Annotated in this window: 35 protein-coding genes; 3 read left to right on the plus strand and 32 right to left on the minus strand. The window is 58.9% G+C overall.

Annotated elements, in window-relative coordinates; all coding sequences use genetic code 11:
* The coding region (locus FHP91_RS19915; RefSeq protein ID WP_144311248.1) for an SDR family NAD(P)-dependent oxidoreductase at positions 1–201 on the minus strand (201 nt) is incomplete at its 3' end.
* 114 nt (positions 202–315) lie between these two features.
* Positions 316–786, minus strand: a complete 471-nt coding sequence (locus tag FHP91_RS19920) for a copper chaperone PCu(A)C (RefSeq protein WP_144311249.1) — start codon at positions 784–786, stop codon at positions 316–318.
* A gap of 115 nt (positions 787–901) precedes the next feature.
* Here FHP91_RS19920 and FHP91_RS19925 point away from each other — a divergent pair, with 115 nt between their 5' ends.
* From FHP91_RS19925 to FHP91_RS19935, 3 genes are read left to right on the plus strand one after another with little or no spacing between them, the layout of a single operon-like run.
* A complete protein-coding gene (locus tag FHP91_RS19925) occupies positions 902–2,182 on the plus strand; it encodes an ATP-binding protein (RefSeq protein ID WP_144311250.1) in 1,281 nt (426 codons plus the stop codon).
* On the plus strand, positions 2,179–2,721 hold the full coding sequence (locus FHP91_RS19930; RefSeq protein WP_144311251.1) for a response regulator transcription factor: 543 nt from the start codon (positions 2,179–2,181) through the stop codon (positions 2,719–2,721). The genes FHP91_RS19925 and FHP91_RS19930 overlap by 4 nt, the downstream gene beginning before the upstream one ends.
* Positions 2,718–3,104, plus strand: coding sequence for an RNA-binding S4 domain-containing protein (locus tag FHP91_RS19935; RefSeq protein ID WP_144311252.1), 387 nt, complete (start codon positions 2,718–2,720; stop codon positions 3,102–3,104). The genes FHP91_RS19930 and FHP91_RS19935 overlap by 4 nt, the downstream gene beginning before the upstream one ends.
* Positions 3,105–3,235: 131 nt before the next feature.
* Here FHP91_RS19935 and rplQ read toward each other — a convergent pair whose 3' ends face one another.
* The 30 genes from rplQ to FHP91_RS20085 all read right to left on the minus strand — a co-directional run.
* On the minus strand, positions 3,236–3,643 hold the full coding sequence (gene rplQ / locus FHP91_RS19940; RefSeq protein ID WP_144179139.1) for a 50S ribosomal protein L17: 408 nt from the start codon (positions 3,641–3,643) through the stop codon (positions 3,236–3,238).
* 26 nt (positions 3,644–3,669) lie between these two features.
* Positions 3,670–4,650 carry a DNA-directed RNA polymerase subunit alpha gene (locus FHP91_RS19945; RefSeq protein ID WP_144179138.1) on the minus strand — a complete coding sequence of 327 codons (981 nt, stop codon included), beginning with the start codon at positions 4,648–4,650 and terminating at the stop codon, positions 3,670–3,672.
* Positions 4,651–4,689: 39 nt separating this feature from the next.
* Positions 4,690–5,319 carry a 30S ribosomal protein S4 gene (gene rpsD / locus FHP91_RS19950; protein WP_144179137.1) on the minus strand — a complete coding sequence of 210 codons (630 nt, stop codon included), beginning with the start codon at positions 5,317–5,319 and terminating at the stop codon, positions 4,690–4,692.
* 13 nt (positions 5,320–5,332) lie between these two features.
* Entirely contained in the window at positions 5,333–5,722 is a 390-nt protein-coding gene (gene rpsK, locus FHP91_RS19955; RefSeq protein WP_144179136.1) for a 30S ribosomal protein S11, read from the minus strand.
* Between the two features lie 12 nt (positions 5,723–5,734).
* The gene (rpsM, locus tag FHP91_RS19960; protein WP_144179135.1) at positions 5,735–6,097 is read right to left on the minus strand and encodes a 30S ribosomal protein S13; all 363 of its coding nucleotides are present in this window, start codon (positions 6,095–6,097) and stop codon (positions 5,735–5,737) included.
* 53 nt (positions 6,098–6,150) lie between these two features.
* On the minus strand, positions 6,151–6,264 hold the full coding sequence (gene rpmJ / locus FHP91_RS19965) for a 50S ribosomal protein L36 (RefSeq protein WP_004258276.1): 114 nt from the start codon (positions 6,262–6,264) through the stop codon (positions 6,151–6,153).
* Between the two features lie 21 nt (positions 6,265–6,285).
* The gene (gene infA / locus FHP91_RS19970; RefSeq protein ID WP_144179134.1) at positions 6,286–6,504 is read right to left on the minus strand and encodes a translation initiation factor IF-1; all 219 of its coding nucleotides are present in this window, start codon (positions 6,502–6,504) and stop codon (positions 6,286–6,288) included.
* Positions 6,505–6,517: 13 nt separating this feature from the next.
* Positions 6,518–7,843 (minus strand): preprotein translocase subunit SecY, encoded by a 1,326-nt coding sequence (gene secY, locus FHP91_RS19975; protein WP_144311253.1) that lies wholly within the window; start codon positions 7,841–7,843, stop codon positions 6,518–6,520.
* A gap of 11 nt (positions 7,844–7,854) precedes the next feature.
* Positions 7,855–8,289 (minus strand): 50S ribosomal protein L15, encoded by a 435-nt coding sequence (rplO, locus tag FHP91_RS19980; RefSeq protein ID WP_144179132.1) that lies wholly within the window; start codon positions 8,287–8,289, stop codon positions 7,855–7,857.
* Entirely contained in the window at positions 8,290–8,472 is a 183-nt protein-coding gene (gene rpmD, locus FHP91_RS19985; protein ID WP_144179131.1) for a 50S ribosomal protein L30, read from the minus strand.
* A 4-nt stretch (positions 8,473–8,476) separates the two neighbouring features.
* The gene (gene rpsE / locus FHP91_RS19990; protein WP_144179130.1) at positions 8,477–9,001 is read right to left on the minus strand and encodes a 30S ribosomal protein S5; all 525 of its coding nucleotides are present in this window, start codon (positions 8,999–9,001) and stop codon (positions 8,477–8,479) included.
* A 12-nt stretch (positions 9,002–9,013) separates the two neighbouring features.
* Positions 9,014–9,367, minus strand: a complete 354-nt coding sequence (gene rplR / locus FHP91_RS19995) for a 50S ribosomal protein L18 (protein WP_144179302.1) — start codon at positions 9,365–9,367, stop codon at positions 9,014–9,016.
* 15 nt (positions 9,368–9,382) lie between these two features.
* Positions 9,383–9,916 (minus strand): 50S ribosomal protein L6, encoded by a 534-nt coding sequence (rplF, locus tag FHP91_RS20000; RefSeq protein WP_144311254.1) that lies wholly within the window; start codon positions 9,914–9,916, stop codon positions 9,383–9,385.
* A gap of 10 nt (positions 9,917–9,926) precedes the next feature.
* Positions 9,927–10,322, minus strand: coding sequence for a 30S ribosomal protein S8 (rpsH, locus tag FHP91_RS20005; RefSeq protein WP_144179128.1), 396 nt, complete (start codon positions 10,320–10,322; stop codon positions 9,927–9,929).
* Between the two features lie 12 nt (positions 10,323–10,334).
* The gene (rpsN, locus tag FHP91_RS20010) at positions 10,335–10,640 is read right to left on the minus strand and encodes a 30S ribosomal protein S14 (RefSeq protein WP_144311255.1); all 306 of its coding nucleotides are present in this window, start codon (positions 10,638–10,640) and stop codon (positions 10,335–10,337) included.
* A gap of 7 nt (positions 10,641–10,647) precedes the next feature.
* Positions 10,648–11,187, minus strand: a complete 540-nt coding sequence (gene rplE, locus FHP91_RS20015) for a 50S ribosomal protein L5 (RefSeq protein WP_144179126.1) — start codon at positions 11,185–11,187, stop codon at positions 10,648–10,650.
* 9 nt (positions 11,188–11,196) lie between these two features.
* Complete coding sequence (gene rplX / locus FHP91_RS20020; protein ID WP_144311256.1) at positions 11,197–11,514, minus strand: 50S ribosomal protein L24; 318 nt, start codon at positions 11,512–11,514, stop codon at positions 11,197–11,199.
* Between the two features lie 9 nt (positions 11,515–11,523).
* Positions 11,524–11,892, minus strand: a complete 369-nt coding sequence (gene rplN / locus FHP91_RS20025; RefSeq protein ID WP_144179124.1) for a 50S ribosomal protein L14 — start codon at positions 11,890–11,892, stop codon at positions 11,524–11,526.
* 131 nt (positions 11,893–12,023) lie between these two features.
* Positions 12,024–12,293, minus strand: coding sequence for a 30S ribosomal protein S17 (gene rpsQ / locus FHP91_RS20030; RefSeq protein WP_144179123.1), 270 nt, complete (start codon positions 12,291–12,293; stop codon positions 12,024–12,026).
* Positions 12,293–12,484, minus strand: a complete 192-nt coding sequence (gene rpmC / locus FHP91_RS20035) for a 50S ribosomal protein L29 (protein WP_144179122.1) — start codon at positions 12,482–12,484, stop codon at positions 12,293–12,295. The genes rpsQ and rpmC overlap by 1 nt, the downstream gene beginning before the upstream one ends.
* Before the next feature lie 2 nt (positions 12,485–12,486).
* A complete protein-coding gene (rplP, locus tag FHP91_RS20040) occupies positions 12,487–12,900 on the minus strand; it encodes a 50S ribosomal protein L16 (protein ID WP_144179121.1) in 414 nt (137 codons plus the stop codon).
* Positions 12,900–13,679: a 30S ribosomal protein S3 gene (gene rpsC / locus FHP91_RS20045; RefSeq protein ID WP_144179120.1), complete on the minus strand. Its 780-nt coding sequence runs from the start codon at positions 13,677–13,679 to the stop codon at positions 12,900–12,902. The genes rplP and rpsC overlap by 1 nt, the downstream gene beginning before the upstream one ends.
* Positions 13,680–13,688: 9 nt before the next feature.
* On the minus strand, positions 13,689–14,018 hold the full coding sequence (gene rplV, locus FHP91_RS20050; protein WP_144179119.1) for a 50S ribosomal protein L22: 330 nt from the start codon (positions 14,016–14,018) through the stop codon (positions 13,689–13,691).
* Positions 14,019–14,030: 12 nt separating this feature from the next.
* Positions 14,031–14,306: a 30S ribosomal protein S19 gene (gene rpsS / locus FHP91_RS20055; protein ID WP_144179118.1), complete on the minus strand. Its 276-nt coding sequence runs from the start codon at positions 14,304–14,306 to the stop codon at positions 14,031–14,033.
* 10 nt (positions 14,307–14,316) lie between these two features.
* On the minus strand, positions 14,317–15,144 hold the full coding sequence (rplB, locus tag FHP91_RS20060) for a 50S ribosomal protein L2 (protein WP_144311257.1): 828 nt from the start codon (positions 15,142–15,144) through the stop codon (positions 14,317–14,319).
* A 7-nt stretch (positions 15,145–15,151) separates the two neighbouring features.
* Positions 15,152–15,457, minus strand: coding sequence for a 50S ribosomal protein L23 (rplW, locus tag FHP91_RS20065; protein WP_144179116.1), 306 nt, complete (start codon positions 15,455–15,457; stop codon positions 15,152–15,154).
* A complete protein-coding gene (gene rplD / locus FHP91_RS20070; RefSeq protein WP_144179115.1) occupies positions 15,454–16,077 on the minus strand; it encodes a 50S ribosomal protein L4 in 624 nt (207 codons plus the stop codon). Before rplD ends, rplW begins: the two co-directional genes overlap by 4 nt.
* Positions 16,077–16,718, minus strand: a complete 642-nt coding sequence (gene rplC, locus FHP91_RS20075) for a 50S ribosomal protein L3 (protein ID WP_144179114.1) — start codon at positions 16,716–16,718, stop codon at positions 16,077–16,079. The genes rplD and rplC overlap by 1 nt, the downstream gene beginning before the upstream one ends.
* 109 nt (positions 16,719–16,827) lie before the next feature.
* Positions 16,828–17,139, minus strand: coding sequence for a 30S ribosomal protein S10 (gene rpsJ / locus FHP91_RS20080; RefSeq protein WP_144179113.1), 312 nt, complete (start codon positions 17,137–17,139; stop codon positions 16,828–16,830).
* A gap of 55 nt (positions 17,140–17,194) precedes the next feature.
* Positions 17,195–17,363 (minus strand): EF-Tu C-terminal domain-related protein (locus FHP91_RS20085; RefSeq protein WP_449240252.1); only part of this gene is annotated, 169 nt, incomplete at its 5' end.

Raw genomic sequence — 17,363 nt, forward strand, 5'->3', positions numbered from 1 at the left:
CAGCCCGGCACGATCTCGGATATCGACCTCATGAATGGCCGCCACCGGCCGCCCGGCAATCTGGGCGACCCGCGCCAACGCCCGGGGGTTGCTGTTGCTGAAGTTGTCGACCACGACAACCTCGTGCCCCGCCGCCAGCAGCGCAACGCAGGTATGCGATCCGATATACCCCGCGCCGCCGGTCACAAGAATGCATGCCATGCCGAACCTCCTGATTATGCGTTCGGCCGGATCATACCCCGTCTGGCTGACAGGCGATGCCGACCCAATAAAAAAGCCGCCCGCAGGCGGCTTGAAAAGACGTGACGCGACGGATCAGTGCGCGCCGTGCTTCATCTTCATCGCTGGTGCAGCCAGTTCCCGCACGGGGGCCTCGACCTGGACATCTTCGCGCTGGCCGTCGGCCGCCTCAAAGCTGAGCGTCAACGGCACCACGGTGCCTGCATTCAGAGGCGCCGTCAGCCCCATCAACATGATGTGATAACCACCGGGCTTGAGTGCGACCGTCTGACCCGCAGGCAGGTCGATCGCCGCGACCGGACGCATCTTCATCACATCGTTTTCCATGCTCATCTCGTGCACCTCGACCACCGGCGCGGCCGGGCTGCTCGCCCCGACCAGTCGCATCGGCTTGGCTGCAGTCAGCCCCATGAACGCGCCCGTAGCTTTCTGGGCGGCCACCGTGCCGCGCACCCACGGCTCACTCACCGTCACATCACCTGCAAAAGCAGCCGCCGCAGAACAGGACAGCGCCAACGCCACCACCAAGGTTCGAGTATTCGTCATCACATTCACTCCCTTCGTTTATCGCGCAAAAGCCTACTCCAAAGTCGCATTCCGGCGCTGCGGCAGTTCGTCGCACCGAGCCGCCAGCGAAGCACTTCCGCCATAATGAGCGGCAATGCCAACCCCCAACTCCGCCCCGCCTGACGCTGTGCCCCCCCGTGCCGACGGGCGTCCGCTCGCGCGGCTTGTGTCGCTACGCTGGTATTCCATCGCGGCCATGGTGGCACTGGCCATCGGCGCCGCACCCGCGCTCAATATCGACATTCCGGCCGTTCCCATCTTGCTGGTCGCCAGCGCGCTCGGTGCGTGGAATGCGCTCGCACGCTTCGTTTTTCTCGCCCGCGACGAGCCCGGCCCCTGGAGTCTGTTGGTGGAACTGATTGTGGATCTGGCGGCGTGGAGCGGCGTACTCTACCTCACCGGCGGCGCAACGAATCCGCTCATTTCACTTTTCCTGCCGCTGATCGCCGTCGGCGCCGCGGTACTTCCGGCAGTGCAAACATGGCTGCTCGCGGCGCTGTCAATCTCGGTCTACTCATGGCTGTGGGTGCACCATCGCCCCCTCGGTCTGGCAGACCCGACCCGCGCCATCGACTGGCATCTGGCCGGCATGTGGGGCACTTTCGCGGTGTCGGCGCTGGTCATCACGTGGTACGTGTCACGCATGACCGCCACCGTGCGCGCACGCGACCTCGCACTGGCGCAAGCCCGCGAGCGCCGCCTGCGCAACGAACGAATCGTCGCCATGGCCAATCTCGCCGCCGGGGCCGCCCACGAGATGGGGACGCCGCTGGGCACCATGCGCCTCATTCTCGACAACCTGCAGGCGCAGTGCTGCGACGACCCCGAAACACGGGAGGATATCAACATCATGGGGCAACAGATCGGCCACTGTCGGCACATCCTGTCGCGCCTCACCGCCTCGGGTGGCCAAGCCCGGGTAGAAGCCGGCGGTGCGCTGGATATCGCGCGCTGGCTGGACGATCTGGTGATGACCATCGAGTCGCAGCGCCCCGACGCCAGCATCAACTGGGCCGACACGGACCACCTCGCCGGACTGCGCATGGTCGCCGACCAGTCGGTGACACAAGCCCTTCACAACCTGATCAACAACGCGATCACGGCAGATCCCGACCGACAGGCCACCCTCACCGCCGAGCGCCAAGGCAGCCGAGTGTCCATCCATATTGTCGACGGCGGCCCCGGCATTCCTCCCGACGTGCTCAATGCCCTGCATGAAGCCCCGAACCGCCCGTCGCAAACCAAGGACGGGCTCGGCATTGGGCTACTCCTCAGCCTGAGCGCCATCGAAGCTTTTGGCGGCACCCTGCATTACGCCCCCCGCGACGGAGGCGGTACCATAAGCACTATCACTCTCCCCCTATTGAACACATGACGACACTTGGCATTCAGACCGTTCTGGTGATCGACGACGACCCAGCGTTCAATCGCATCCTCTGCCGCACCTTGTCGAACCGGGGGCTCAGCTGCGTCGGTGCGCTCGACAGCGCCGCCGCCCTCCAGGAAATGCGGCGCATTCGCCCGGACGCCGTCATCCTCGACCTGAACCTGGACGGAAGCTCCGGCCTGCCGCTGATCGCCCCCCTGCGTGAGCTGCGTCCCGATACACGCATTCTGGTTCTCACCGGCTATGCGAGCATTACCACCGCAGTGGACGCGATCAAGCTAGGGGCACACCAATACCTCGCCAAACCGGCGGATGCGGAAAGCATTCTTCGTGCGCTGGTCGATGCCGTGCCCGAGGCCAAAGATGCGGCGCCGCTCGAACCGATGTCGGTCGACCGGCTCGAATGGGAGCACATTCAGCGCGTTCTAGGTGAAAATCAGGGCAACATTTCGGCCACCGCAAGAGCACTCAAAATGCACCGGCGCACACTACAACGAAAACTTGCGAAACGCCCCGTCCGCGAATGACCCAGGAAACCGGCCCGCGAATCGACAAATGGCTATGGGCGGCGCGATTTTTCAAAACGCGCGGTCTGGCCAAGACCGCGATCGACGGCGGCCATATCCACCTTAACGGGATTCGCGCAAAACCTGCACGCACGCTTCACTGCGGCGACCGCCTCGACATCACCAGCGGCACACGGCATGTCTCCGTTATCGTCGACGCGCTCTCGGAAACGCGTGGCCCTGCGGCAATCGCCCAGCAGCTCTACACCGAAACTCCGGAGAGTCTGGCCCGCGCCGAAGCCGCGCGCGCGCAGCGCGCTGCGCAAGCCGAACCCCGCCAAGGCGGGCGCCCCACCAAACGCGACCGAAGAGTCATCCACCGCTTCAACGAGAGTGTGGGCTGACCGCTTGCGGTCCGCACACCACACCAAGGCCAGCGTTGACATGGTCGAGCCAATACAAAAACAAAACGCCCCGAACATGTCGGGGCGTTTTGTCTGTCAAACCCAACGGGCCTGAACCCACTTGTTTGAACTTATGCAGCCTGCTCTTCAGCGGGTGTTTCCACCGGCGCAGCAGCTTCTTCCGGACGATCCATCAGTTCAACAATCGCCATCGGCGCATTGTCGCCGTCACGGAAACCGAACTTCAGGATACGCAGGTAGCCACCGTTACGGGTCGCGTAACGCGGGCCCAGCTCGTTGAAGAGCTTGACCACCATGTCGCGATCGCGCAAGCGGTCAAACGCCAGACGGCGATTGGCCACAGTTGCTTTCTTGCTCAGCGTGATGAGGGGCTCAACCACCCGGCGCAATTCCTTCGCCTTTGGGAGAGTCGTCTTAATAACTTCGTGCTGCAGCAGTGAGTTTGCCATGTTGCGGAACATTGCCTGGCGGTGTGCACTGGTGCGGTTCAGCTTGCGAAGACCGTTACGGTGACGCATGATCTCGTTCCTTTATCCCTGCCGAATCAACCGAGCTTTTCGAGCCCGGCCGGCGGCCAATTTTCCAACTTCATGCCGAGCGTCAGGCCGCGCGAGGCGAGCACTTCCTTGATCTCGTTCAGCGACTTGCGTCCGAGATTCGGCGTCTTGAGCAGTTCGGTTTCCGTCCGTTGGATCAGGTCACCGATGTAATAGATGTTCTCTGCCTTGAGGCAGTTCGCCGACCGAACCGTCAGCTCCAGATCATCCACCGGGCGCAGCAGCACCGGATCAATCGTCGGAGCTTGTGCGGCCTCGACTTCAACCGGCGTACCTTCCAGATCAGCAAACACCGACAGTTGATCCACGAGCACACGAGCGGCAAAGCGAATCGCTTCTTCCGGATCGACCGCACCATTGGTTTCGATGTCGATCACCAAGCGATCCAGGTCGGTACGCTGCTCAACACGAGCACTCTCGACCTTGTAGCTGACACGACGAACCGGGCTGAACGACGCGTCCAGCACCACATGGCCGATCGACTTGGATTCACCATTTGTCGGACGCTGGTTCGCCGGCTGATAGCCACGACCTTCCTCGACCTTGATTTCCATGTCGAGCTTGCCGCCCGGCGCAAGATGAGCGATCACGAAGTCGGGGTTGATCACCTCGACGTCGTGCGTCGTCTCGATATCCGCCGCCGTCACGATACCTTCGCCCGATTTGGCCAAACGCAGCGTCGCATCCGTGCGGTTGTGCATTTTCAGCACAACGCCCTTCAGGTTCAGCAGCAGATCAACGACGTCCTCACGAACACCATCCAGCGTGGAGTACTCGTGCAACACCCCCTGGATGCTGACTTCAGTCGGCGCACATCCGGGAAGCGACGAGAGCAAAATCCGACGCAGGGCGTTACCGAGCGTGTGTCCGAATCCGCGCTCGAACGGCTCCATCGTGACCCGTGCATGCACGGTCGACAGGCTTTGTACGTCAATGATGCGCGGTTTCAGCAGTACATTGCTTTGCATCAGCAGTCCTTGTTTCGCAAATTACGTCAGAAGCCGCAATTAGCGGGAGTAAAGTTCGACGACCAGACCTTCGTTCAGCGTTGCGGGCAGTTCGCTGCGCTGCGGGTAGGCTTTGAAAACGCCCTTGCCGGCCTTCACGTCCACTTCGATCCACTCGGGGAAGCCGCGGGATTCAGCCGCTTCCAGAGCAGCTTTGACGCGCAGCGTGCCACGAACGGCTTCAGTCACTTCAATAACGTCGCCAGGGCGCACGTTGTATGAAGGGATGTTCACTCGCTGACCGTTGACCAGAACGCCATTGTGGCGAACGATCTGACGCGATTCAGCGCGGGACACACCAAAGCCCATACGATAGGCAACGGCGTCCAGACGACCTTCCAGCAGTTGCAGCAGATTCTCACCGGTCTGACCGCGACGGCGATCTGCCTCGGCGTAGACTTTGCGGAACTGGCGCTCGAGCACACCGTACAGACGACGGATTTTCTGCTTTTCGCGCAGCTGCACGCCATAGCCAGACATCCGCTGACCAGAACGCTGACCGTGCTGACCGGGCGCGTAAGCGCGGCGCTCGATGGCGCACTTGTCGGTGAAGCACTTCTCGCCTTTCAGGAACAGCTTCTCGCCTTCACGGCGACACTGGCGGCACTTGGGATCAAGATTGCGGGCCACGTTTTACTCCTTGTTAGATACGGCGCTTTTTGGGCGGCCGGCAACCGTTGTGCGGGATCGGCGTGATATCGGTGATGCTGGTCACCTTGATACCCAGCGCGTTCAGCGCACGCACCGACGACTCACGCCCCGGACCCGGGCCCTTGATGCGCACTTCGACGTTCTTCACACCACATTCCTGAGCCGCTTTGCCAGCAGCTTCTGCGGCCACCTGGGCTGCGAACGGAGTGCTCTTACGCGAGCCCTTGAATCCGGCACCACCGGAAGTCGCCCACGACAACGCGTTGCCCTGGCGATCGGTAATGGTGATGATCGTGTTGTTGAAGCTCGCATGAACATGAACGATGCCTTCGGCGACGTTCTTCTTTACCTTCTTGCGAACTTTGGTTGCAGTCTTAGCCATATCTCGTCTCTATCACTTCTTGCCGGCAATTGCCTTGCGCGGTCCCTTACGGGTGCGGGCGTTAGTGCGGGTACGCTGACCACGACACGGCAGACCGCGACGATGGCGCAGCCCACGATAGCAACTCAGGTCCATCAGGCGCTTGATGCTCATCGTGATTTCACGACGCAAATCGCCTTCAACCGAGAACTTGCCCACCTCGTCGCGCAGACGCTCCATATCCGACTCAGTCAAGTCCTTCATCTTCGTCGAACGTGCAACACCGGCTGCGTCGCAAATTTTTTGCGCGCGAGTCCGGCCAACCCCGAAAATCGCCGTCAAAGCGATTTCCGCGTGTTTGTGATTGGGAATGTTTACCCCAGCAATACGGGCCATCCGATCACCCCAGAAAGTTAAACCTTAAATTATAGTTCTGATAGCTTGCGCTATCAACCCTGACGCTGCTTGTGACGCGGATCGGTGCAAATCACACGAACCACGCCCTTACGGCGAATGATCTTGCAATTTCGGCAGAGGCGCTTCACGGAAGCCTGAACTCTCATTTCTTTCTCCTGAACATCTTGTTACTTGGTGCGGAAAGTTATCCGCCCCTTGGTCAGATCATATGGCGTCAATTGCACCGTGACGCGATCCCCTGGCAGGATCCGAATATAGTGCTTGCGCATTTTTCCGGAAATGTGACCAAGAATCGTATGGCCATTCTCCAGGCGAACCTTAAACATCGCATTGGGAAGCGTCTCAATCACCTCCCCCTGCATCTCGATGCCATCTTCCTTCGTCATGGTGCTCTTACTCTTACCGCATCGGCATTCCCGCACCCTTGAAGTTCGCCTTCTTGAGAAGGCTCTCGTATTGGTGCGACATGATGTAAGCCTGAACCTGCGCCATAAAGTCCATCGTCACGACAACGATGATCAGGAGCGAGGTCCCCCCGAAATAAAACGGTACGTTCCACTTCAGAATCAAGAATTCAGGAAGCAGACACACCAGCGTGATATACACCGCACCCGCCATCGTGAGCCGCATCAAGATACGGTCGATGTAACGTGCAGTTTGCTCACCTGGACGAATACCCGGCACAAATGCGCCACTCTTCTTCAGGTTATCCGCCGTTTCACGCGCATTGAACACCAGCGCCGTATAGAAAAAGCAGAAAAACACAATTGCAGCCGCATACAACATGACGTAAATCGGCTGACCCGGTGCCAATGTTGCGGAAATATCCCGCAACCACGTCATTCCTTCCGAAGCGCCGAACCACTGACCCAAGGTTGCCGGGAACAGAATGATGCTCGATGCAAAAATCGGAGGAATCACACCCGCCATGTTCAACTTCAGCGGCAAATGAGAACTTTGCCCGCCGTAGACCTTGTTGCCGACCTGGCGCTTGGCGTAATTGACAAGAATCTTTCGCTGTCCGCGCTCAACAAACACCACCAACGCGGTCACCAGCACCACAAGAATGCAGATGAACAAGGCGATGAAGGGGTGCATTGCGCCCGTCCTGACGAGCTCAAACAAGCCGCCAATCGCATTCGGCAAACCAGACGCGATACCCGCGAAGATAATCAGCGAGATACCGTTACCCAGACCACGTTCGGTAATCTGCTCACCCAGCCACATCAGAAACATGGTGCCGGTGACAAGTGTGGCGACCGTCACAAAGCGGAACATCAGGCCAGGATCCAACACCAAGCCGGCCTGCCCCTCAAGTGCCACCGAAATGCCAACTGCCTGAAACAACGCAAGACCCAATGTGCCATAGCGGGTGTACTGCGTAATCTTGCGACGTCCGGCCTCACCCTCTTTTTTAAGCGCTTCAAGCTGAGGCGAGGCAACGCTCATCAACTGCATGATGATCGAAGCCGAGATATACGGCATGATCCCGAGCGCGAAGATGGTGAATCTCGACAACGCACCGCCGGAAAACAGGTTGAAGACCCCAAGGATCCCGCCCTGTTGCGTCTGGAACAACTCCGCCAACCGCTGCGGATCAATTCCTGGGACAGGGATGTGCGCACCGATGCGATACACCACCAGCGCCCCCAACAGGAACACAAGCCGGCGACGCAAGTCTCCGAACTTGCCCTGGCTACCGAGGGTCGCGGGTTGTTTTGCCACGATCTGCCGCCTTACGCCGCGACGCTGCCGCCGGCAGCCTCAATCGCTGCAAGCGCACCTTTGGTCGCGCCGACACCCGACAGGGCGACTTTGCGCGTAATGGCACCCGACAGAATCACTTTTGCCGACAGCGCATCAGCAGGAATCACGCCAGCCTGCTTCAGCACCAGCAGGTCAATCTGATCGACCGGCAGCTGATCAAGTTCGGACAAACGGACTTCAACGTTGCGGCCACGCACCAGCGACACGAAACCACGCTTCGGCAGACGGCGTTGAATCGGCATCTGACCGCCTTCAAAACCGACTTTGTGGAAACCGCCGGAACGGGATTTCTGACCTTTGTGACCACGACCCGCGGTCTTGCCGAGGCCGCTGCCAATGCCGCGCCCGACGCGCTTGCGTGCGTGCTTGGCGCCTTCGGCCGATTTGATGGTATTGAGTTGCATTTAGCCCTCGCACTTCACCAGGTAGGCGACTTTATTAACCATGCCGCGCACCTCGGGGGTGTCCTGAAGCTCAACCGTGTGGTTAAGACGGCGCAAGCCCAGACCACGCACGGTGGCCCGATGGGACTGCTTGGTTCCGATGACGCTCTTGATGAGCGTAACTTTTACTTTTTTGTCAGCCATGAGTTCACCCCATCACTTCTTCGACCGTCTTGCCGCGCTTGGCAGCAATCTGGGCCGGAGTGCGAACTGCGAAGAGGCCATTCAACGTAGCGCGAACCACGTTGTACGGGTTCGACGAACCTTGGCTCTTGCAAATGATGTCGGTCACGCCCATCACCTCGAAAACGGCACGCATCGGGCCGCCCGCGATGATTCCGGTACCCGTAGGTGCCGGCTGCATCAACACCGTCGCGGCACCGTGCTTGCCAATCACCGCGTGATGCAGGGTTCCGTTCTTCAGTGAGACTTTCGCCATCTTGCGACGCGCCTCGTCCATCGCCTTCTGAACGGCAACAGGCACTTCGCGGGACTTTCCCTTGCCCATGCCGACCGTGCCATCACCGTCGCCGACAACCGTCAGCGCTGCGAAGCCCAGAATACGGCCACCCTTGACAACCTTGGTGACCCGATTAATGGCCACCATTTTTTCGCGAAAGGAATCGTCGCGTTCTTCGGCTGCCGGGGCGCGTTTGGTTTGCTGTTTCGCCATTGCTAACCTCGCTTAGAACTTGAGGCCGGCTTCGCGAGCCGCCTCTGCCAGCGCCTTGACGCGGCCGTGATAGTGGAATCCAGCACGATCAAAGGCGACCGTTTCGATGCCGGCGGCCTTCGCGCGCTCGGCAATGGTCTTGCCAACCGACACAGCAGCGGCAACAGTGCCACCCTTGCCTGCTTCGCCACGAACACCCTGCTCTACCGTCGAAGCCGCCGCCAGAACGCGGGAGCCACAACCAGAAATGATCTGGGCGTAGATGTGCAAATTCGAACGGAACACCGTCAGTCGAACCGCTTTCAGCTCGGAAATTTTGGCTCGGGTTTTGCGAGCCCGACGCACGCGCGTCGCTTTTTTGTTCATCATGACAAACGGCCCTTACTTCTTCTTGGTTTCGCGGATGACCACAACCTCGTCCGCGTAACGAACGCCCTTGCCCTTATAGGGCTCCGGGCTCCGGTAGGCGCGCACTTCGGCGGCAACTTGACCGACTTGCTGCTTGTCGACACCCTTGATCAGAACTTCCGTCTGGGTCGGCGTTTCCACCGTCACGCCAGCAGGCATCTGATGCGACACCGGGTGCGAGAAACCAAGACTGAGGTTCAGTTTGTCGCCCTGAGCCTGAGCACGGTATCCGACGCCAACCAGGGTCAGCTTGCGCTCAAAACCCTTGGTCACACCGGTCACCATGTTGGCTACCAGCGAACGCATGGTTCCGGACATCGCACGCCCAGCGACCTGACCAGCCACGGCTGCGCACTGAACTTCGTCACCATTCAGGACAATCGAAACCGCCGGATGGAGCGCACGAGTCAGCGAGCCCAGCGGCCCTTTGACAGTAATGTTTGCTGCATCGATCTTGACATCCACACCCTTGGGCACGGAGATCGGATTTTTTGCTACACGCGACATGTCCGCCTCCTTACGCCACGATGCAGATAACTTCGCCACCGACACGACCAGCACGTGCGGCACGATCAGTCATCACACCCTTAGGGGTCGAGACAATCGCAACGCCCAGGCCGTTCATGACGCGGGGCAAATCCTGGCTACCCTTGTATACACGCAGGCCAGGCTTGGAAATACGCTCGATACGCTCAATCACCGGCGCACCAGCATAGTACTTGAGCACCACATCGAGCTCGGGCTTACCGCCAGCTTCCCGTACCGAGAACCCGTCGATATAACCTTCTTCTTGCAGCACTTTGGCAATCGCCACCTTCAGCTTCGAAGAGGGCATTGCAACAGTCGACTTTTGCGCCTGCTGACCGTTACGGATGCGGGTCAACATATCGGCGATCGGATCAGACATACTCATCTTCGTCTCTCCTTACCAGCTCGCCTTGGTCATACCCGGCACCTCACCACGGAAAGCGACTTCCCGAAGCTTGTTGCGACACAGACCGAATTTACGGAACACACCCCGCGGACGACCCGTCAGGCTGCAACGATTACGACCACGCGTCGGGCTTGCGTTACGGGGCAACTGCTGAATCTTCAGCCGTGCCACCATACGCTCCTCATCCGACAGACTGGAGTCGTTAATTTGCGCTACCAGCGCGGCCCGCTTGGCGGCATATTTCGCCACCAGCTTGCGACGCTTCTCTTCGCGATTGATCAGAGCCAGTTTCGCCATATCGCCCTCAATTCTTGAACGGAAACTTGAACGCGGTCAGGAGCGCTCGCGCCTCTGCGTCAGTCTTCGCGGTCGTCGTAATACTGATGTTCATGCCACGCAGGGCATCAACCTTGTCGTATTCGATTTCCGGAAAAATAATTTGCTCTTTGACGCCGACGTTGTAGTTGCCCCGACCGTCAAAACCCTTCGCTGCGATACCGCGAAAATCGCGAACGCGCGGCAAAGCCACCGTCACGAAGCGATCCAGGAACTCGAACATGCGAGGACCACGGAGCGTCACCATGCACCCGATCGGGTAACCATCGCGAATCTTGAAGCCAGCAATCGACTTACGCGCCCGGGTCACCACCGGCTTCTGACCGGCCACCTTGGCCATGTCACCCACCGCGAACTCGAGAATCTTCTTGTCGCCAACCGCCTCACCGACACCCATATTCAGGGTAATCTTCGTGATTCGCGGAACCTCCATTACCGACTTGTAGCCAAACTGCTTGACCAAGCCAGGAACGACGGTTTCCTTATAGAAATCTTGCAAGCGTGCCATCGCGTTTCCTTAAGCGTCGACCAGTTCGCCGTTCGACTTGAACACGCGCGCTTTGCGACCGTCTTCAAGCACTTTAATCCCAACACGATCGCCCTTCTGGACCGCAGGATTGAACAGCGCAACATTGGAAACATGGATCGGCATGTCTTTTTCAACAATGCCACCCACCTCACCCTTCATGGGGTTCGGGCGCACGTGCTTCTTGACACGATTAACACCCTCAACAACCACCAGCTCAGCATCCACCCGACGCAGCACAACACCACGACGACCACGATCCTTGCCAGCCAGAACGACGACTTCGTCGCCCGTACGAATCTTCTTCATGACCGCTCCTTACAGAACTTCAGGTGCGAGCGAAACGATCTTCATGAAGCGCTCGGTACGCAACTCGCGCGTCACCGGCCCGAAGATACGCGTCCCGATCGGCTCCATCTTGGAGTTCAGCAAGACCGCCGCATTGCCATCGAATTTAATCAGCGCGCCATCCGAACGGCGAACGCCCTTCGCTGTACGCACCACCACCGCGCTATACACATCGCCCTTCTTGACACGACCACGAGGCACAGCCTCCTTGATCGCGACCTTGATGATGTCACCCACCCCGGCGTAGCGGCGCTTGGAGCCGCCCAACACCTTGATGCACATCACAGAACGCGCGCCAGAGTTATCGGCGACGTTCAGCACCGTTTGCATTTGAATCATGAGTTTTACACTCCAACTTGGCCCGCTAAGCGGTCAGTCTTGGAACCCGTTCGGGTTTTATGCTCGAAAGAGCAAAGAAGCGGAATTGTAGTGGCTTACTAAGTATTTAGCAAGCCACTACGGTCATTTATTTAAATGACTCGCGCCTTCTCAAGCACTTTGGAGACCTTCCAGTTTTTTGAGCGTGAGATCGGACGGCATTCCTCGATTTCCACCAGGTCGCCAGCCGCTGCCACACCCTCTTCATCATGCGCATGATACTTCGCTGAACGCATGATGATCTTGCTATACAGCGGATGCTTGACGCGGCGCTCGACCAGCACCGTTACCGTTTTCTGCATCTTGTCGCTAACCACTTTACCCACCAGCGTGCGGGAAGATTTCACCGTTTCCTGAGTCATTACTGAGCCGCCTTTTCACGCAGAAGGGTCCGAATGCGCGCGATGTCGCGACGCACCTTGCCAAGCTGGCTGGTATTGGTCAGTTGCTGGGTCGCCAACTGCATGCGCATACTAAATTGCGCCTTCAGCAATTCCAGCATTTCCTTATTGAGTTCTTCGACGCTCTTCGCGCGGAGTTCACTTGCTTTCATGACTACCCCACATGACGTGTCACGAACGTGGTCGCAAACGGCAGCTTCGCCGCCGCGAGGCGGAAGGCCTCGCGCGCCAGGGATTCGTCAACACCATCCATTTCGTACAACACTTTGCCCGGCTGAATCTCGGCTACGTAGTATTCCGGATTACCTTTACCCGAGCCCATCCGCACTTCGGCGGGCTTGCGGCTGATCGGCTTGTCCGGAAACACACGAATCCAGATACGGCCGCCCCGCTTGATGTGACGCGTCATGGCACGACGCGCCGATTCGATCTGACGCGCAGTCAGGCGGCCACGGCCAGTAGCCTTGAGACCGTACTCACCAAAGCTGACTTTGGCGCCGCGCGTTGCCAGGCCGGTATTACGACCCTTCTGTTCTTTGCGGTACTTTCTTCTTTTCGGCTGAAGCATTATTCACTCCTGCTCTCAGTGGCCGCATCGCCACCGGTTTCGGCGCGACGGGGCGCGCGACGCTGACCGCGATTGTCGCCGTCATTACGGCCACCACGGCGTGCGCGACGCGGTTCGTTTTCCGGCTCGGTTGCTGCGGGCTGCTCATTTCGGCCCAGCATCTCGCCCTTGTAAACCCAGACCTTGATGCCCGAAATACCGTAAGTCGTCTTGGCTTCCGAGACGCCGTAATCGATATTGGCGCGCAGGGTGTGCAAAGGCACACGGCCTTCGCGATACCACTCGGTCCGTGCAATTTCAGCGCCGTTCAGACGACCGGAGCTCATGATCTTGATGCCCTGAACGCCCAAACGCATGGCATTCTGGATGGCGCGCTTCATGGCACGGCGAAACATGATCCGGCGCTCGAGCTGCTGAGCAATCGAATCGGCGATCAATTGCGCATCGGTTTCCGGCTTGCGGACTTCTTCGATATTGACGTGCACCGGCACGCCAATCATCTTCTGAAGATCGGCCTTCAGGCGCTCGATATCTTCGCCCTTCTTGCCAATCACCACGCCAGGACGTGCGCTGAACAACGTGATACGCGCATTCTTGGCGGGACGCTCGATCAGCACACGGCCCACAGAGGCGTGAGCCAAGCGCTTTTTCAGGAAAGCACGCACCGCGAGGTCGTCAGCCAATGTCTTGGCGAAGTCCTTCTTCGATGCATACCAACGGGCGGTCCAGTCCCGAGTTACCGCAAGGCGGAAACCGGTAGGATGAATTTTCTGACCCATGAGTTCCCCTCAGTTCCCGACGGTCACGTACACGTGACACGTCGGCTTCAGAATACGATTGCCTCGACCTTTGGCGCGCGCGGTAAAACGCTTCAGCGTCATACCTTCTTCAACGTGAATGGTCTTCACCTTGAGCTCGTCAATATCGGCGCCGTCGTTATGCTCGGCGTTTGCAATCGCGGACTCGACCACCTTCTTGATGATCTGCGCGCCTTTCTTCGGGGAAAACGCCAAAATGCTCAGCGCCTGCTCCACCGGTTTTCCGCGAACCTGGTCTGCCACCAGACGCCCTTTTTGAGCGCTGAGGCGGACGCCGCGGAGGATGGCTTTAGTTTCCATTACCAAGACTCCTTAACGTTTCGCCTTTTTGCTGGCGAGATGCCCCTTGAACGTACGCGTCAGGGCGAATTCACCAAGCTTGTGGCCTACCATGTTTTCCGACACATAAACCGGCACGTGCTGGCGACCGTTATGCACAGCAATCGTCAAACCGACGAAATCCGGCAAAACTGTCGAGCGACGTGACCAGGTCTTGATCGGGCGCTTGTCGTTGCTACCCCGCGCCGCGTCCACCTTATTCAACAGGTGAGCGTCGACAAACGGGCCTTTTTTCAGAGAGCGAGTCATCCGTTACCCCTTAACGCTTCTTGCGGCGCTGAACAATCATCGAATCGGTGCGCTTGTTATTGCGCGTCCGATAACCTTTGGCGGGCGTACCCCACGGGCTGACCGGCACGCGGCCCTCACCCGTACGGCCTTCACCACCACCGTGGGGGTGATCGACCGGGTTCATCACCACACCGCGAACGGTCGGGCGAATACCACGCCAACGATTGGCACCAGCTTTACCGATCTTGCGCAGCGCATGCTCACCGTTGCCGACTTCGCCAACGGTCGCACGGCACTCAACGTGCACCCGGCGAATTTCGCCAGAGCGCAAGCGAAGCTGCGCATAAGAGCCTTCACGCGCCAGCAACTGGACCGATGCACCCGCCGAACGTGCTAGCTGAGCGCCTTTGCCGGGCTGCATTTCGATGCAGTGAATCACGGTACCCACCGGAATATTCCGGATCGGCAGCGCGTTACCAATCTTGATCGGCGCCTCGGAGCCACTCACGATCTGCTGACCCACTTCGATGTTGCGCGGAGCAATGATGTAGCGACGCTCGCCATCGGCGTAGCACAGCAGCGCAATGTTCGCGGAACGGTTGGGGTCGTACTCGACGCGCTCAACCTTCGCAACGATACCGTCCTTGTTGCGACGGAAGTCGATCATGCGGTAATGCTGCTTGTGGCCACCGCCCTGATGACGCACCGTAATGCGGCCTGCATTGTTGCGGCCAGCATTTTTCGACTGCTTCTCGATCAGCGCTGCGTGCGGACGACCCTTGTACAGATCTTTATTAACAACCTTAACAACCGCGCGACGACCAGCGGATGTCGGCTTAACTTTTACCAACGCCATAGCTCAGTCACTCCCCAGCCGCGAAGTTGATTTCTTGGCCCGGCTGCAAGCAGACAAACGCCTTCTTCCAACCCTTGCGCTGACCGGTGATTTTACCGAAGCGCTTGACCTTACCCTTGACGTTCGTGGTCTGAACCGACTTCACCTTCACATTGAAGAGCGACTCAACGGCCGCCTTCACTTCAGGCTTGGTCGCGTCCGAAACGACGCGGAACACCACTTGCTCATTCTTGTCGGCGATATAGGTCGCCTTCTCGGAGATCTGCGGTGCGAGCAGCACCTTCAGCAGACGCTCTTGCTTGAGCTGACTCATTGCCACACCTCCTGCATCTTCGCCAGCGCACCCTTGGTCACAACAACCTGCGGGAAGCGCACCAGCGACACCGGATCCGCCTCGGTCACCTCAAGCACCAGCACATCGCGCAGATTGCGCGATGCCAGGAAGAGGTTCTCGCTCAGCTCTTCGGTAATCACAAGAACCGAATCCACAAAACCCATGCCCTTCAGCTTTTCGGCCACCAGGCGCGTCTTCGGTGCGTCGAGGGCAAAATCCTCGACCACGGAGATACGACCTTCGCGAGCCAACTGGGACAAAATCGACGCCAGACCGGCGCGATACATCTTGCGGTTAACCTTGTGCGAGAAGTTCTCGTCGGGCGAGTTCGGGAAAATCCGACCACCTCCGCGCCACAGCGGACTCGACGCCATACCGGCACGAGCACGGCCCGTCCCTTTCTGACGCCACGGCTTCCGGGTCGACTTGGCGATCTCGGAGCGCCCTTTCTGCGCACGGTTACCCGAACGGGCATTGGCCATGTAAGCCACGACGACCTGATGAATCAGCGCCTCGTTGTACTCACGGCCAAACAGCACGTCGGATACCTGAACTGTTTCGGCAGACTGACCCTGCTCATTAAGAAGCTTAAGTTCCATTACGCCCCCTTGACTGCCGGCCGAACAACCACATCACCACCCCGAGCACCCGGAACAGCACCTTTCACCAGCAGCAGCTGACGCTCGGCATCCACACGAATCACTTCCAGATTCTGCATGGTGCGCTGAACGGCACCCATGTGACCCGCCATGCGTTTACCCGGCAGCACGCGGCCCGGGTCCTGCGCCTGACCAATCGAACCGGCTGAGTTGTGAGACAACGAGTTACCGTGAGAAGCACGGTTGGAAGAGAAGTTGTGACGCTTGATCGCGCCAGCAAAACCCTTACCGATGGACGTGCCGACGATATCAACCTTTTGGCCAACACCGAAGATATCTACGCTCAGCGCATCACCCGGCTTGACGCCATCGAGCGCCGACGCATCGACACGGAATTCCTGAAGCAGCCAGCTGGCTTCAACACCAGCCTTGGCAAGGTGACCCGCGAGCGGCTTACCCACCCGGCTAGCGCGACGCTTGCCGAAGGCAACCTGGACGGCCGTATAGCCGTCGGTCTCAGCGGTCTTGATCTGGCTAACGCGGTTGTCGGACATGTCAAGCACAGTCACCGGGATGGTTTGACCATCTTCGGTAAATATGCGAGTCATCCCGACCTTGCGACCTACAAGGCCTAGACTCATTTTATTCTCCCAAATCCCGGTTGCGATTGACCGGGGCCGTAAAGATTTTGCGCGAAAAACGCAAGGGCCGGATTATACCGGCCCAGGCGCACAGAACACAAGCCAAGAATTACTGCAATTTGATTTCCACATCGACGCCAGCAGGCAGATCGAGTTTCATCAGGGCGTCAACCGTCTTTTCCGTCGGATCAACGATATCCATCAGTCGCTGATGCGTACGAATTTCGAACTGATCACGCGATGCCTTGTTGACGTGCGGCGAACGCAGCACGTCGTAACGCTCAATACGCGTCGGCAACGGAACCGGGCCACGAACCACGGCACCGGTACGCTTTGCCGTTTCGACGATCTCAAGTGCGGATTGGTCGATCAGACGATAGTCGAAAGCTTTCAGGCGGATACGGATTTTTTGGCTTTGCATAATAGATTCCAAAGAGCGAGGGCGGCACGTCATGCGCCGCCCGGAACGATATTGATTACTCGATGACCTTGGCAACCACGCCGGCGCCGACGGTACGACCGCCTTCACGGATGGCGAAGCGCAGACCTTCTTCCATGGCGATCGGGGCGATCAGCTTGACGGTGATCGACACGTTGTCGCCCGGCATGACCATCTCGGTGCCTTCGGGCAGCGAGATCGAACCG

This window comes from Denitromonas halophila (assembly GCF_007625155.1).
Taxonomy (GTDB): Bacteria; Pseudomonadota; Gammaproteobacteria; order Burkholderiales; family Rhodocyclaceae; genus Nitrogeniibacter; species Nitrogeniibacter halophilus.